This is a genomic window from Flavobacterium sp. PLA-DH12 (assembly GCF_059511845.1).
Window position 1 is genome coordinate 107,406 of the sequence record NZ_JCAMPD010000010.1, and the last position, 15,938, is coordinate 123,343.

15 protein-coding genes are annotated in these 15,938 nt (G+C 34.0%); 13 read left to right on the top strand and 2 right to left on the bottom strand.

The genetic code is table 11. The annotated features are described in order from the left end of the window. The first annotated feature begins 8 nt into the window (after window positions 1–8). The 4 genes from AC5ZCW_RS18490 to AC5ZCW_RS18505 are packed head-to-tail and all read left to right on the top strand — an operon-like array spanning window position 9 to window position 2,461. Complete coding sequence (locus AC5ZCW_RS18490) at window positions 9–446, top strand: 3-hydroxyacyl-ACP dehydratase FabZ family protein (protein ID WP_496121171.1); 438 nt, start codon at window positions 9–11, stop codon at window positions 444–446. After that, window positions 443–1,711, top strand: coding sequence for a beta-ketoacyl-[acyl-carrier-protein] synthase family protein (locus AC5ZCW_RS18495; protein WP_496121172.1), 1,269 nt, complete (start codon window positions 443–445; stop codon window positions 1,709–1,711). The genes AC5ZCW_RS18490 and AC5ZCW_RS18495 overlap by 4 nt, the downstream gene beginning before the upstream one ends. Window position 1,712: 1 nt before the next feature. Then, window positions 1,713–1,967 carry an acyl carrier protein gene (locus AC5ZCW_RS18500; protein ID WP_496121173.1) on the top strand — a complete coding sequence of 85 codons (255 nt, stop codon included), beginning with the start codon at window positions 1,713–1,715 and terminating at the stop codon, window positions 1,965–1,967. Next, window positions 1,964–2,461 (top strand): 4'-phosphopantetheinyl transferase family protein, encoded by a 498-nt coding sequence (locus tag AC5ZCW_RS18505; protein ID WP_496121174.1) that lies wholly within the window; start codon window positions 1,964–1,966, stop codon window positions 2,459–2,461. The genes AC5ZCW_RS18500 and AC5ZCW_RS18505 overlap by 4 nt, the downstream gene beginning before the upstream one ends. 3 nt (window positions 2,462–2,464) lie before the next feature. Here the strand turns inward: AC5ZCW_RS18505 and AC5ZCW_RS18510 are convergent, their stop codons facing one another. Continuing rightward, window positions 2,465–2,815 (bottom strand): DUF488 domain-containing protein, encoded by a 351-nt coding sequence (locus tag AC5ZCW_RS18510; protein WP_496121175.1) that lies wholly within the window; start codon window positions 2,813–2,815, stop codon window positions 2,465–2,467. A gap of 133 nt (window positions 2,816–2,948) precedes the next feature. Between AC5ZCW_RS18510 and AC5ZCW_RS18515 the strand changes: the two genes are divergently transcribed. After that, window positions 2,949–3,767 (top strand): helix-turn-helix domain-containing protein, encoded by an 819-nt coding sequence (locus tag AC5ZCW_RS18515; RefSeq protein ID WP_343544674.1) that lies wholly within the window; start codon window positions 2,949–2,951, stop codon window positions 3,765–3,767. Here AC5ZCW_RS18515 and AC5ZCW_RS18520 read toward each other — a convergent pair. After that, window positions 3,764–4,213 (bottom strand): YybH family protein, encoded by a 450-nt coding sequence (locus AC5ZCW_RS18520; RefSeq protein ID WP_496121176.1) that lies wholly within the window; start codon window positions 4,211–4,213, stop codon window positions 3,764–3,766. The genes AC5ZCW_RS18515 and AC5ZCW_RS18520 overlap by 4 nt on opposite strands. 202 nt (window positions 4,214–4,415) lie before the next feature. Here AC5ZCW_RS18520 and AC5ZCW_RS18525 point away from each other — a divergent pair, with 202 nt between their 5' ends. From AC5ZCW_RS18525 to AC5ZCW_RS18560, 8 genes are all read left to right on the top strand, one after another. Continuing rightward, window positions 4,416–5,201: a polysaccharide deacetylase family protein gene (locus AC5ZCW_RS18525; protein ID WP_496121177.1), complete on the top strand. Its 786-nt coding sequence runs from the start codon at window positions 4,416–4,418 to the stop codon at window positions 5,199–5,201. A 46-nt stretch (window positions 5,202–5,247) separates the two neighbouring features. Next, window positions 5,248–6,372 (top strand): serine hydrolase domain-containing protein, encoded by a 1,125-nt coding sequence (locus tag AC5ZCW_RS18530; RefSeq protein WP_496121178.1) that lies wholly within the window; start codon window positions 5,248–5,250, stop codon window positions 6,370–6,372. Window positions 6,373–6,602: 230 nt separating this feature from the next. Further along, window positions 6,603–7,520: a bestrophin family protein gene (locus AC5ZCW_RS18535; protein ID WP_496121179.1), complete on the top strand. Its 918-nt coding sequence runs from the start codon at window positions 6,603–6,605 to the stop codon at window positions 7,518–7,520. A 15-nt stretch (window positions 7,521–7,535) separates the two neighbouring features. Further along, complete coding sequence (locus tag AC5ZCW_RS18540; RefSeq protein ID WP_343544679.1) at window positions 7,536–8,234, top strand: response regulator transcription factor; 699 nt, start codon at window positions 7,536–7,538, stop codon at window positions 8,232–8,234. Continuing rightward, entirely contained in the window at window positions 8,218–9,585 is a 1,368-nt protein-coding gene (locus AC5ZCW_RS18545) for an ATP-binding protein (protein WP_496121180.1), read from the top strand. Before AC5ZCW_RS18540 ends, AC5ZCW_RS18545 begins: the two co-directional genes overlap by 17 nt. Before the next feature lie 300 nt (window positions 9,586–9,885). Continuing rightward, window positions 9,886–13,101: a TonB-dependent receptor gene (locus AC5ZCW_RS18550; protein ID WP_496121181.1), complete on the top strand. Its 3,216-nt coding sequence runs from the start codon at window positions 9,886–9,888 to the stop codon at window positions 13,099–13,101. A gap of 188 nt (window positions 13,102–13,289) precedes the next feature. Then, a complete protein-coding gene (locus tag AC5ZCW_RS18555; RefSeq protein ID WP_496121183.1) occupies window positions 13,290–14,363 on the top strand; it encodes a response regulator transcription factor in 1,074 nt (357 codons plus the stop codon). An 82-nt stretch (window positions 14,364–14,445) separates the two neighbouring features. Beyond that, window positions 14,446–15,798 (top strand): hypothetical protein, encoded by a 1,353-nt coding sequence (locus AC5ZCW_RS18560; RefSeq protein ID WP_496121184.1) that lies wholly within the window; start codon window positions 14,446–14,448, stop codon window positions 15,796–15,798. The last annotated feature ends 140 nt before the right edge of the window (window positions 15,799–15,938 follow it).

Consider the following 15,938-nt stretch of genomic DNA (forward strand, 5'->3'; position numbering starts at 1 on the left):
GAAGGCTTATGAAATTAACTGATATAATAGCACAACTTCCGTACAGCAAACCTTTTTTGTTTGTCGATGAACTGCTTCATGCTGATGAAAACAGCGTAACAGGAACCTATACATACAACGAAGATCTCGATTTTTACAAAGGACATTTTAAAGATAATCCTGTAACTCCAGGTGTAATTCTGACCGAAACAATGGCGCAAATTGGAATGGTTTGTCTTGGAATATTTTTGTTAGGAAATGATTTAGGCGAAAATACCGTGATTGCTTTTACGTCTGCCGATATGGAGTTTTTAAAACCTGTTTATCCAAATGAAAAAGTAACAGTTACTTCTGAGAAATTGTTTTTCCGTTTTGGAAAATTAAAATGCAATGCAGTTATGAAAAACGAAGCGGGACAAGAAGTTTGCCGTGGTGTTCTAGCAGGAATGATAACAAAGAAATTATGAAAAAACGAGTGGTAATAACAGGTCTTGGAGTCGCGGCGCCAAACGGTGTCGGCATTTCTGCGTTTACTCATGCGCTGCAAAATGGCATTTCGGGAATTCGCCATGATGCACAGCTAGAAGAATTGCAATTCTCTTGTCAGATTGCAGGTCAGCCTCAAATATCTGACGAATTAAAATTGCAGTATTTTACAGAACTAGAACTTCGCGGATTTAACAGCACAGGAATTTTATATGGCGTAATCGCTGGCATGGAAGCTTGGAACAATGCTGGGTTGCCAATAAATGAAAATCCAGATTGGAACAGCGGAGCTATTTTTGGATCGGGAACTTCTGGAATAGACAAATTTCGCGAAAGCATTTATAAAATTGATGAATTCCAAACCCGAAAATTAGGAAGTACAGTTGTGGCACAAACCATGAATAGCGGCGTTAGTGCTTATCTGGGCGGTAAAATCGGATTAGGAAATCAGGTTACGACCAACTCATCGGCATGTACTACTGGTGCAGAAGCTATTTTAATGGCTTACGACCGTATACAATCTGGACAGGCAAAACGTATTCTGGCAGGAAGCACTTCCGACAGCGGGCCTTATATTTGGGGCGGTTTTGATGCGCTACGTGTCTGTTCTTCTAGATTTAATGACAAACCCGAAGAAGGCTCAAGACCTATGAGTGCTTCTGCTGCAGGATTTGTTCCTGGAAGCGGTGCCGGAGCTTTTGTCATTGAAGATCTAGAAACTGCATTGGAACGTGGAGCTACAATTTATGCCGAAATATTGGGCGGAAATGTCAATTCTGGCGGGCAAAGAGACGGCGGAACCATGACAGCTCCTAATAGTATAGCCGTACAAAGATGCATTAAAACGGCTATCGAAAATGCAGGAATCAGCCCAAATGAAATTGACGCTATAAATGGTCATTTAACAGCCACAACAAAAGATAGTCTGGAAATTGAAAATTGGACAAAAGCACTAGAAAGAAGTGGTTCTGATTTTCCGTATATTAATTCTCTAAAAAGTTTGACGGGACATTGTTTAAGCGCTTCAGGAAGTATTGAAAGTGTTGCTTCGGTTCTACAGCTTCATGAAGGATTTATATTTGGAAATAAAAACTGCGACGATCTTCATCCTGAAATTGTAGCGATTATTGATTCTTCAAAAGTACTTTTAAAAACAATTAAAGTCAGCCCAAAAATAATTGCTAAAGCCAGTTTTGGTTTTGGCGATGTAAACGCTTGTATACTATTTAAAAAATTTGAAAACTAAAATGGATAGAAAAGAACTTACCGCAAGATTAAAAGTAATTATAAAGCCTTTTGTTACCAATCAAGAAGCTTATGATAACTTAACCGAAGAAACCGATTTTATAAAGGATCTCAATATAAACTCAGCCAATCTAGTTGATATTGTACTAGATCTTGAAGAAAATTTTAATATCGTAATCGATAATGCCGATATGGAGCGTATGCTTGACGTGAAAACTGCCCTAGAAATTATTGAAACGAAACTCGCCCAAAAATGATTGGCAATGATGTAATAGATCTTGCGCAGTCACGTGTTGAAAGTCGTTGGCAGCGCAAAGGTTTTGTTGAAAAGCTTTTTACTGCAAATGAGCAACAATACATAAAAGATTTTGACCAACCCGAAACGATGGTTTGGCTTTTATGGAGCATGAAAGAAGCAGCTTATAAAATTTATAATCGTAAGACTAAAATTCGGGAATACAGTCCAAAAAAGCTTTCCTGTTCATTGGATACTTTAAGTGCTAGTTTGGCTTTTGGAAAAGTCAGTTGTAATGAAAATGTGTATTATACTAAAACTATATTTTCTTTAGAAAGTATTCATACAATCGCAGTGGATGATCAAGAAAATATAAATAATGTAGTTGAAGTTGAAAATAAAGAAATTGTAAAAGACGAAAACGGCATTCCTTATTTGAAAATGAACAATATGCTGCGAGATATTTCAATAAGTCATCACGGAAAGTTCGAGAAATGGGTGATTATTGATAAATGATTCTCATGACTTTTGTAAAAATTCTTTCAGCACAACAGCATGATTAATCTCGGGATCTTTTGCGCCATACAATAAAGTTAATGGCTGTTGTTCTGCAATTTTCCTTAAATGCTCTACTTCTTCAGTTTTAGACTTTAATTCTTCTATATATAATTTAGAAAATTCGTCAAAGCGTTCTTTTTTATGATCGAACCATATTCGCAATTTAGGCGAAGGTGCAATCTCTTTGTTCCATTCATCAATAGCCAAATCTGTTTTCTTAATTCCTCGTGGCCACAAACGATCAATCAATATTCGATACGTATCGTCTTTTTCTTTATAGATGTAAACTCTCTTGATAGTAATTGTTTTCATTTTTAAGTATCCAATGTTTCATCTTAAATTTAAGATAAAAATTCGACAAGCTTCTGTTGATATTGAATTTATTATTAATTTAGAATCCACTATTAATCAACAAATTAATACCGAAATAAAATTCTAGAATCCAATGCAGATTTTGCCTTCGCCACTATTAGCGCCTTATATAAAAAACTATACGGTTGTTACTATAGAAAAGAATCTCGATAACGAAGTTTTCTATCCAAGTGGTTATGTCGATCTAATTATCAATATTTCAGGAGGCGCTGCGGCGACAATTATAAACGGAAAACGAAAAGATACGCCATCCGTAGAATTGCTTGGACATCTTACGTTGCCAACACGTCTTACAGTTGCAAAAGGCACTTCGGTATTGATTGTACGTATTTATCCGCACGCGAGCGCATTGTTTTTCTCAGATCCTTTGTCTGAATTTACCAATTATGCTACCGATATGTACGATGTAGCTTTGGGCGAAAACAGAGATTTATATCATAAAATAATGGAGGCAAGAGAACTTACCTCCAAGATTAGTCTTTTAGAATCTCATTTTCTGCAACAGCTGAAAAAGAACGAAACCCGATTAAAAAAAGTAACAGTTGTACAAGCGTTAAGCCATCAGATTTTAACCGATAGCCAACCTTTTAATATAACTGCTTTAGCAAAAGATTCAGGCTTATCAGAACGATACATTCAAAAACTCTATCAAGCCAATATTGGTCTAAGTCCAGCTGCATTTACCGCTGTTGTTCGGTTTAACAAAAGCCTTCAAATGGTGCTTCACACCCAAGAATCGCTGACTACAATAGCTTATGAATGCGGTTATTACGACCAAGCGCATTTTATAAAAGAATTCAAGAAATTTACCGGAATCACGCCTTCTTCATCAAGAAATTCACTTATCCAAAATGGTTCCGATTTTCAGCAGGCCGTAAATATTGGTTTCTAAGCTTTTGACGGACGATTGCTGCTAAACATATCGCGATGCATTTTCCAACCGTCTTTTGTCTTTTTCCAGATTACAATTATTTTTCCTTCGTCTAACTTCTTACCTTCAAGATTAGTCATTTCATAAAAACTTTCCTCTGTTACAGACGTTTTTCCGTCTCCATAAAGATGCTGAATGGTGAACTTAACATGCACTTGCGGAGCAGCTTTAAAAAAATTAGCGATTTGTGCCGCACCACACATTGGTTCTCCGTTTGGAGGAAACAGACAGGCATCTTCTGTATACCTTGTTAAAATAGAGCCGTCGTTTTTGTTGGCGAGATCTGCAAAAATCGCATTACTGGCTTCAATTGCCTTTCTGGCTTCTTTCAAATTAGACTCTTTAGTTTGTGCATTACACCAAAAGGTAAGCATCAACAATCCGCTTAAAATAAGTTTTGTTTTCATTTTTAATATATTTTTTGACAAAGTACGAGAATCGCAAAAACGGAAAATTGTAAAATAACGAACAACTCTTATTTTTTCAGAACTTAAAATATCCTTTCACTTTTTAATCATTTAGATTACCCCAATAATCGCTTATTAAGAAATTTCTTTATATTTGATTTGAATTATATTCTAAGTTTAATTCACTAGAAATCTGAAATCTATGAAGATATTTTTTCCCAAAACCCTACTACTTTTATTGTTATTCTCTTTGTTTTCATGTGAAAATAAAAAAGCAAAACCAGTCGCAAAACCAGCCTACAAAGCGGGTGTCATTTTATCTTTTGATGATGCTTATGTCGACGAATGGTCGGAAGCAGATCAAGCTTTACGTAAATATTCTTGGAAAGCTACTTTTAATGTCTGCCGAATAGATTCTATTGGAGCACCTGAAATTAAAACATTGCTTGAAATGCAAAAATACGGACATGAAATTGCAGGACATGGTTACCATCATTACAACGCTGTTAAATTTACGCAAAAGTATGGAGTTAAAGAATACATGAAGCAGGAAATCGATCCTATGATTATTTCTATGAAGAAAAAAGGATTCAACGTTACTTCTTTTGCTTATCCTTATGGCGAAAGATCAGATTCTCTAGATCAGGCATTGTCTCCACTATTTAAAATTATTAGAGGAAGAGCATTTGGTGGTGAACTTCCAGAAAAACAAGACAGTTATTTTAATAACTCAAAAATTGTATTCGCTTTTGATATAGATAACAGCCACATCCATTTTAGCATTCCTTATTTATTAGAATTATTAGATTATGCCAAAAAGAACAATAAAATTCTAATTCTATGCGGTCACAAACCTGTTAAGGAAATAACCGAAAACTATCAGACCAAAATAGAAACTTTAGAATTTATCTGCAGATACATGAAACTAAATGATCTTAAATTCTACCGTCTTTCAGATTTAGACAATTTGGTTCCGCCAAAGCTTTAATGTAAATAATCGAATTACCACTAACATAAAAATCAGCTTCTTTAAAATGAAAAATTTTCTAATCACATTAAGCCTAATTCTATGTAATGTAATGGCTTATTCTCAAAAAGGTTCAGTTCCTGCAGACAATCTATTAAAAACCAAATTGGATTCGCTTGTCAATAAATCTGTTCTTCCGTTCATGTCCAATAATAGTAGAGTTGGTCTTTCTATAGGAATTATCAAAGAAGGAAAAGAGTATTACTATAATTATGGCTCAACCCAAAAAGAAAAACAAGTTCTTCCGACCTCAAATACACTTTATGAGCTGGCTTCAAACAGTAAAACATTTTCTTCAACTTTACTGGCAAGAGCTGTTCTAAACAAAAAAGTAAATCTGACAGATGACATTCGAAAATATTTGAAACAGGATTATCCAAATCTTCAATTTAAAGGAACACCAATTACGCTTTTAAACCTTGCCAATCTAACTTCTGCCCTTCCAAACTGGATGCCCGACAACAAAGATCTTTTTGCAAAAGCCAACCCAGATTCTATTGCTTATATATTGGATGCTTTGCACAGAAAATATAGCAGACAGCAATTTTATACCGATTTGCACCAAGTGAAATTAGATACGGTTCCAGGAACATTGGCTAGACATTGCAATACAGCAGCTCAGTTATTGGGACATATTATGGAAACGGTTTACGGAGAAAAATTTGCAACATTGCTAAAAAAGCAATTCACAGATCCGCTCAAAATGAAAAATACCGTTTTATTGGGCGAGAATAAAATACCAGCTTCAATGGCGTTTGGATATGATGCTAAAGGAAGAAAAATGCCTTTTATAGATTGGGAGGATATGCAGGTCGCCGCTTCTATCGCTTCCTCGACTTCAGATATGCTGAAATATATCAAATATCATTTAAATGAAAAAAATGAAGATGCCAAACTGAGCCATCAGCCAACTTTTGGAGATATTAGCAAAGGTGCAATTGGGCTAAACTGGAAAATAACCAAACCTGAAAATGGCCCAATACGAATTTCGCATACAGGCGGAAGTTTAGGTTTTAGTTCTTATGTTGTTTTTTCTCCAGAAACTAACTCTGGAATCATTCTATTTGCTAATGATTCTGATATGAAAACACAAAATGAACTCATTAATCTAGCTGAATCAATTATGTATTAAAATAAAATATTCCGCTAGGAATATCTGATCGGTAGAAAAAAAAACGCATTGCCATTGTGTCCTGTAGGGACACCTGATTTACGATATGGATTTTGAAAAAAAATCAAACAACCAGACATTCCTACGGAATGAGTAATTTTTTAGCGTTTTTAATTAGAAGATTTATTCTCAAAAAACTCACGTGAATAAATACTTTTAATTACTTTTAATGCATCAATTTATCCTGCATAATGATTATTAAGAAAAAAGAAAACTGGTTCAAAATGCTTTTCGAGTGGAAAGGTTCTGTTTTGCCTCAGCTGCTTCCACGATTACTTTTACTCTTTTTGTTTTCTTTTCTTATTGTCTATTACAAATCTTTTCTGCTCGAATATAATCTGCATATAAATCCGGCAATTTTTACTCTGTTCGGAATTGCACTTGCGATATTTCTCGGTTTTAGAAACAATGTCAGCTATGATCGTTTTTGGGAAGGAAGAAAACTGTGGGGCGCTTTATTAAACGACACCAGATCTCTTGCAAGACAAAGCATTACACTTTTAAATTCCAAAGACAACAAATCTGAAAGTCAAAACTTTATTAATTTATTAAGTGCTTTTGTTTATGCATTAAAACATCAGTTAAGAAATACTGATGCTACAGCCGATTTAAATCGTTTGCTTTCTTCAGATTTTAAAGAACAGCTAAAAGACGTTCATTTTAAGCCCATTATAATATTAAGAGAATTGGGATTATGGGTAAAAAAAGCAAAAGAAGAAGGCAAAATTGATGGTCTGGCGCAATTGGCATTTGAAGAAAACTTAAATAAACTTTCTGATATTGTTGGAGGATGCGAAAGAATTGCCAGCACTCCTATTCCCTACACATATAGTGTATTGTTGCATCGAACGGTTTATATTTACTGTTTTATTCTTCCGTTTGGTTTCGTTGAAACTTTGGGATGGATTACACCGTTTGTTATCGTTTTTATTGCTTACACTTTTGTAGCATTAGAAGCAATTGCCGACGAATTGGAAGAGCCTTTTGGTGTGCAGCCAAATGATCTTCCGTTGGATGCAATGTCTTTGATGATAGAGAATACACTTTTAGAATTAAACGATCAGAAGACGATTGAAAAGAAAACTTCTAACGAATATTATATTACCTAATTTACTTCAAAAACAATGAATAAAGTATTATTAGTCGAAGACGATCCGAGGGTTGCTTCTTTTATTACAAGAGGACTCGAAGAACAATTATATCAGGTAAAAAATGTAAGCAAAGGTTTTGATGCCATTAACGAAGTAATGGAAAATGCTTATGATATTATCATTCTTGATATTATGCTTTCGGATATTTCTGGTTTTGAAGTCTGTGAAGTTTTAAGAAATCGAAAAATAATTGTTCCAATACTTATTTTAAGCGCGCTGGATACTCCGCAAGAAAAAGTAAGAGGATTAAAAGCAGGAGCCGATGATTATCTCGCAAAACCCTTTTTATTTGAAGAACTTTTGGCTCGAATAAACGCTCAGCTTCGTCGCACTGAATTTAGCTCTGGAGTTTTAGATTTTCAATCTTACGCCGGAATCAAAATTAATATGAAAGAACAAAGTGCCTCTAGAGACGGCAAAGAACTTAATCTTTCGTCTAGAGAACTGAAGCTTTTAATCTTTTTTATGAAGAACAGAGAAACAGCTTTATCTAGAATTGCCATTGCTGAAGCCGTTTGGCAAATGGATCTTGATATGAGCATTAATACTGTTGATGTTTACATTAATTATCTTAGGAATAAAGTCGATAAGAATTTCCCTTTTCCGCTCATACACACCGTAAAAGGTACGGGATATATGCTAAAAAATAAGGCTCATGAATCTCAAGAATAAACTTGCAATAAATTCTACACTCCTATTTGCTTTTATCCTTGGACTTGTTCTAATTGGATCCTTTTTGCTTTTTAAAAGCCATAGAAGAGATTTGTATTATGAAAAACTTGAAGACAACGCCCTTATAACTGCTTTTTTCTATTTTGAGAAAGATGAAATTAAAAAAATTGATAGCGTAAGCTATGAAGAAATAGAATCGAAATACAATAAAATCGCCAATCAGTCTATTCGAATTTATAATGCCAAAACGAAGAAACTGTATTTAAAGGACGAATTGCCTCTTAAATTAAATGATAGGGAATTAAACGCAATTTCACGAGACCGAATATTACATTTTACTAGAGATCAAAGGCAATTTAGCGGTTTATACTATAAAGACAATCAAGGTGATTTTATTATTGTTGTTTCTGGAATTGATGATGTCGGGAATCAGCAATTGGAAGTATTTGCCATTGTCTTTTTTATTTTCTACCTCGCCGGAATTGCACTTAATTATCTTTTGGGACGTTTCTTGGCAAGACAGACTTTCAGACCTTTTGAAGATGTAATTTCAAAAGTAAATACCATTACAACAGAAAATCTGCATTCGAGACTCGAAATGCCTGCTGCAAGCGGAAAAGATGAAATAAAAGAACTTATTACCACATTCAATTATCTTCTGGAAAGACTTGAAAGCGGTGTCACAATACAGAAGAACTTTCTAAAAAATGCTTCACACGAACTTAAAACGCCACTTACTTTTATTATCGGCGATATAGATGTTTCATTACAGCATCCTAGAACGAACGAGCAATATGTGGAAGTATTAAAATCACTTCGAAATGATACTTTTCATTTGAAATCGACTCTTGACGGATTACTTATTCTGTCTGGATTAGAACTTTCAGAACCTGACCAAATGGAAATGGTCAGGATAGATGAAATAGTATGGAATGTACTGGAGAAGAAAAAAATCGAATATCCCGAAGTTAAAGTTGCGCTCAATTTGGATGCCATTGCCAATAATGAAGATCTATTGACTATAAATGCCAACAGACATTTGCTGTTTATTGCTTTATACAATATTATAGACAATGCTATTAAGTTCTCTTTTCCTTTGCAGGTAAATATAATTGCTTCTGAAAATCAAGGAAAACTTCTTTTAAAAGTAATCGATCAAGGTTCTGGAATTGCCGAGAAAGATCTCAAATCTATTTTTGATCTATTTTTTAGAAGTGATCGCACTCGACATATTCAAGGACAAGGATTAGGGCTCTTTATTACCATGCAGATTCTAAAGCGTCATAACATTGATTTAACCGTAGCTTCTGAACTTGAAAAAGGCACTGTTTTTTCACTTCTTTTCCCTTAATTTTTGATCAAAAAAACAAACTATTTTCCCTGTCTCTGAAAGTAATTTTTCTGAGCTCGTAACATTTACATAATACTCTAATCTATCTCTAATCTTGTTTAAATGTACCTCTAATGCCTTGTTTTAGGGCATGTGAGACAAACTCCTTGATTTTAAAGCGCTAGCCATTTTTTCATTCAATAACATGTTCATCATTATAAATTAACAAAGAATTGTTTTTTGATTTTTCGTTAACATAAGCCTTAAATCGAATCGAAAGAAAGAGATTTTATTTGTCGTGAATAAAAACTAATAAATAACATGACAAAACTAAAACTCTTTTTTTCGGCTTTAATGCTCCTTACAGCAGGAAGTATTTTTGCCCAGATTACAACTTCATCTTTGTCTGCTAAAGTCAATGATGGAACAACTGCCGTTATCGGTGCCCAAGTTACCTTAACACATCTGCCTACAAATGCAACTTACAGAGCAACTACAGATAAGCAGGGTCGTTTTAGCTTCGAAAACTTAAATGCCGGTGGTCCTTACGAATTAGAAATAAAAAGTAATGACACTAAAGATTATTCAAATGCACAAATTTATTTAGCTTTAGGAGATAATGATCTGCCTGCAATTTCACTTTCAAAAGCAGACAACAATGTATTGGAAGAAGTTGTAATAACAAGTTCTAAACCTTCTTCTAAAAATAATGGCACAAGTATTAACGAAAAACAAGTTAATGCGCTTCCTTTAATTAACAGAGGAATTCAAGATGCTACAAAATTGGTTCCTCAAAGTTCAAACAACTCTTTTGCTGGTACCAACTTTAGATACAACAACGTAACAATTGATGGTTCTATAAATAATGATGCGATTGGTTTTAGTCCATCTTTAGGAGGACAATCAGGAACTTCTGGAATGCCAGGAAGCAGCACACGTTCAAACTCTATCAGTTTAGATGCGATACAAGATATTCAGGTTTACATTGCTCCTTACGATATTAAATTAGGAAACTTTTTAGGAGGAAGTGTAAATGCTGTAACAAGAAGCGGTACAAACACAGTTAGCGGATCAATTTACAGCTACGGAAGAAATGCTGCTCTTACAGGACCAAACAATGCAGGTGATGGCTCAAAAATGCCAAATTCTTTTGGAGATTACCAAGTTGGTTTCAGATTGGGATTGCCAATCATAAAAGACAAATTGTTCTTCTTTACTAACATGGAATATGCTGAAAGAACAGATCCAGTTTTTTATAATGCAGGACAAACAGATTCTAATGGAAAATTAACTTCTCTAGTAGACAATGCAACTGCAGAACAGATTTCGCAATTCGTAAAATCAAACTACGGATTTGATCCTGGAACTTATGGTTCTTATAACAACTTCTCTAAGAGCCAAAAATTCTTCAACAAAATAGATTGGAAAATCAATGAGAAAAACTCTCTTTCTTTAAGAAACAATACTGTAATTTCTCAAGCAACAAACTTAGAGCGTGATGCTGCAAACTTTAGATTTGCAAGCATGGATTTTACTCAGAAAAACCAAGCTATCAGCACTGTTTTAGAGTTAAAGACACACTTTAACAGTCAGTGGTCAAACTCTTTTATTGCAAGTTATTCGGCTATAAAAGATTATCGTGATCCAAAATCAGCAAATATCATGTTTCCTCAAACAGAAATTGGATATAATGGCGGAACTATTTTCTTAGGAAATGATCGTGAAGCGACTGTTTTCAATATGAAACAAAACACAACTGAGATTACAGACAACCTTACTTATAAAACAGGAAATCATACTTTATTATTTGGTACTCACAATGAGTTTTACGACATCAACTACGGTTTCGTAAATGCACTTAACGGAAGAGTTTCTTATAAATCTCTAACAGATTTCTTCAATAAGTTACCTACTCGTGTTCGTGGAACTTATCCTTTTGATGGTTCAACAAGAGACGAAATCTTTAATGATCCGTATGCTAAATTTAAAATAAACCTTTACAGCGTTTATGCTCAAGACGAAATAAGAATTGGAAATAAATTGAAAGTAGTTCCAGGTGTTCGTGTAGATTACACCGATTTACCAAACAAACCTAAATTGAGCCCACAAGTACAGAACTCTCCAGAAGATCCAAATTACGGAACAACGTATACTTATACTCCTCTAAATCAAATTAAAAATAACTTCTTCAGTACAGCTTTAGTTTCTCCAAGAATTGGATTTACTTATAATGTAGACGATGACAAAACATTTGTTATTAGAGGTGGATCTGGAGTATTTACAGGAAGAATTCCTTTTGCTTGGTTAGGATATGCTTACTATAATGATGGTGTTGGATACGGAAGTTATGATAAAAACAATCTAACTCCAGCTCAAGTTGCAGCAGCAGGAGATCCATTGGCAACTGGAGGTTTAAATGGTTACCACGATGCTACGCCAAAAGTACAGGCCGATTTAGTTGACAATAAATTTAAAATGCCAGCTGTTTTAAGAAACTCATTGGCTTTTGACAAAACAATTGACGGATACAAATTTACTGTTGAAGGTATTTATACTAAAGTAATTCGTGATCTAGAATTCCAACAAGTAAATAAAACAGATAATCCAACTTATTTCTCATATGATACCAAACATGAAATGCCAATTTATGCTGCAAACATAAACTCAGCTTTCTCAAATGCTTATTTGTTATCAAACACGAATAAAGGATACCGTTACAGTATTACAGAAATGATCACTAAATCTTACGATTTTGGTTTGAACTTCATGGTTGCTTATACTTACGGAGATTCTAGAGATATCACAAACGGAATTCGTAACTCTATGGAAAGTAACTTCCAGATGAATCAATCGTTGACACCAAATAACCCTCAATTGGCAACTTCTAACTTTAATATTAAACACAGAATTGTTTCTAATGTAGGTTACGGAGTAAAAGTGGCACCAAACAATACTTTATCTGCTAATGTTTACTTTAATGCACAATCTGGAAATCCGTTTTCTTGGGGATTCGTTAACTCAACAATTGCAGGTACAGGGCAAGCAGCAGGTTTAGCTTACATCTTTAAAGATGCAGCAGAAGCAGCAAAATATATTGGCGTAAACGCTGCGGGAGTTCCTTCTGCAACTGCAGCACAACAAGTAGCTGATTACGAAGCTTTCATTAACGGAAATGATTACTTAAAAAGCCGTAGAGGAACATTTACTCAAAGAAATGGAGATACTACACCTTGGAACATTCAAGCAGATTTAAAATTAATGGATGAAATTCAGGTTACTAAAGTTGGAACTTTCCAAATCTCATTCAGTATGGCAAATATCGGAAACCTTATCAACAAAGATTGGGGAAGAAGTTATTTTGTTCCTAACACTTATAATTCAACAGCAAGTCTTGGTTTAACAAAATCAGGAAACTTAGGCGGAGTTGCAACAGGCGATCCAACTTACACGTTCCAAAAACCAACTTCTGCACCATATACTGTAGATCAATTAGCTTCAAGATTCCAAGGTCAGCTTGGCTTGAGATACTCGTTCTAAAAAATGTGTTTTTTTTTATTTTTGATTATCTCCCCGTTTCTAAGTGCTGAGACGGGGAGATTTCTCATTTTTAGTCTAGCCGAATAAACGCTATAGATGAACTTATAAACTTTCAAAAAAAACACATTCTTAAACATTGATCTTTTTTGTATTTTTAATCTCATAAACTTTCCAGTTATTTCATTAAAATGCTAAAAGAAAGAACAATACAAATTTTATTCTCACTCATTTTTATACATTTCTCCTGCTCGACTTGCTATGGACAATACAAGATTTCGGGCTATATTGACACAGAACAGAAAAACAAAACCGTTTATTTGAGTCTGCTGAAATATGATGAAGAAACGATGATTACCGAAAATCAGATTCTTTTTTCTACACAGACCGATAGTTCTGGTTATTTTGAATTTAAAGGACAGCTATTATCTGAAAAAGACAAACTTTACCGCATCCATTCTAATATCAACTCGATTAAAGGATTGCAATTGGTTGCAGATAATGAGAAAAGCAATTTTCATAATTTCATTTTTTCAAATAGAGATACCATTTATTTTCCTAAATCTGGGAGCAATTGGTTTAGTCAATCTAAAAACAGTAATTTGACTGATAAAGAATGGAAAAAACTGAAATCTTTTGAAGAACAATTAGAGAAAAATAATGCTCAAATAAAAAACAAAGAAGCACAGCAGCAGGCAGTAAATGATTTTGCTGAGAAAGTGAAAGCATACAGCGAAAAGAACATTAAAAACCCACTGCTTAAACTGTTGGCCTTTTCGGATATTAAGCGAAATGATTTCAATATAAAAAACGATTTTGAAAAAAATGAAGCTTTTTATGATGCTATATCCAACTCGCTCAAAAACTACTATGGCGAAACCTCTTATTATATTCAATATCAAGATGAAATTTCGAAAATCTCAAATGTTATTCTACAGCAAAAATATGCGTTTCATAAAAAGCTGAATTATGCTCTCGCCATCCTAGTTTTCATTTTGGTTCTTATTTCCGTTTTTCAATTCCGAAAAATAAAAACTCTTAAACCTAAAAAAGTAAAATCCGAAATTTCAAATCTGACCTTAACCAATCAGGAAGAAAAAATTACCAGATTGATTTTAGAAGATAAATCGAATAAGGAAATTGCCGATGAACTTTTTATCTCGCTAAGCACTGTAAAAACGCATATCAGAAATCTTTACGCAAAATTAGATGTTGCAAATCGTCATGAATTGGCAAAGAAATTAAAAAATCATCCTTGGGATTAGTCCCAATTTCAACCTCTGTATAACCAATTTTCAAACTCACCCACTCTACTTTTGTTTCCGAAATCTTAAACATCAATCGGAAATGAAAAAGAATCTTTTATTACTAATCTTCTTGACAATCTTGCAATTTACCTTTGCACAAGAAAGAGAGAAAGCTTTAGAAAACAGACAAAACATACAGCAAAAACTTTTGGAAGCAAAAGCGCTTTTGGAAAAAGATAACGGAAAACTATGGGGAAAACCAATCTGGAACGACAGTATTATTGTAATCGATTTTGACAATTCTATTTATAGTCTGGTTCCATTATCCAATAGCAAAAAAGAAAACCTTTTGTATTCTGAAATTATGGACCCCAATTCGCTTGTTTTTGTTAATACCACACAAAAATATGAAGGAAAGGAATATGCGACAGTACTGAATAATTATCTAGATGATAAAAGTGCTACGATCATTCACGAGCTATTTCATTTACTTCAAATGAAATCCAGAAAATTCAACGGAAATCCGATTGAATATCTTGACGAAACCAAGGCTCGCATTTTATTGCGATTGGAATATCAGGCACTGAAAAATGCTTTGAAGGCTGTTGTCGAAAAAAAGAAATCCGAAGAAGTTAAAAGCTATTTGAAAGATGCTGTTCTGTTTCGTAAAGAAAGACAAAACCAATATGCAAAATTCCTGAAGGATGAACTTGAAATAGAAACCTTGGAAGGTTTAGCCAATTATACTGGTTTTGCTTTATCTTCTTATGATAATAAATATGAAAAAGCCATAGAAGAAATCAACCAGCGAGAAGAAGCCAAAACATACACAAGACCTTTTCCTTATGCTACTGGCCCAGCCTATGGATTGCTTTTTGATTACCTGAATATCACTTGGAGAAAAAGTTTAGATGACATTTATAATTTTGCTGATATTTATGAAGTTATGATTTTAAAATCAAAAATAACTATCAATAAAAAAGAATTAGAATCGGCCAAATCCAGAAACAATTTTAATGAAATAAGCAAGCAAGAAATTGCACGAGAAGAAGAGCAGAAAAAACTAATTGATTATTATACTGATTTACTTCTTGAGAAACCAACTTTGAAAGTAGCGATTACCGATATTGAACATTATGGACGCACTTTTAATATGAACGGAACACTAACCTTAAGTGATAAAGGAATCGTGTATTCGAGCATTAAAGGACGAGATAAATCGGGAAACAACTTTGGAAATTTTGCTACAGTTGAAGGGAAAAACCAATTGGGTAAAGCTGGAATTTTAAGTTATGACAAAGACGGAAGAACTTATCTTGTTTTTCCGCTTCCCGCTAAAATCGAAGGCCAAAAAATTACAAATGAATTTTATGAGATTACCTTAAATCCTGATTGGAAAATTGTCAAACAAAATGATGGCAATCTGGAAATTGTAAAAGAACCTAAAAGCTAAATTACAGCTGTTTTAAGGATAGTTTTACTGGACGAAAAATTCTCTACCGGTAAACCCCAGCGGGGCAAAATATTTATAGAAATACAATAAGCAAATAAAAAAAGCTCCAGAGGAGCGACATATATTTAGATTACAAAAAA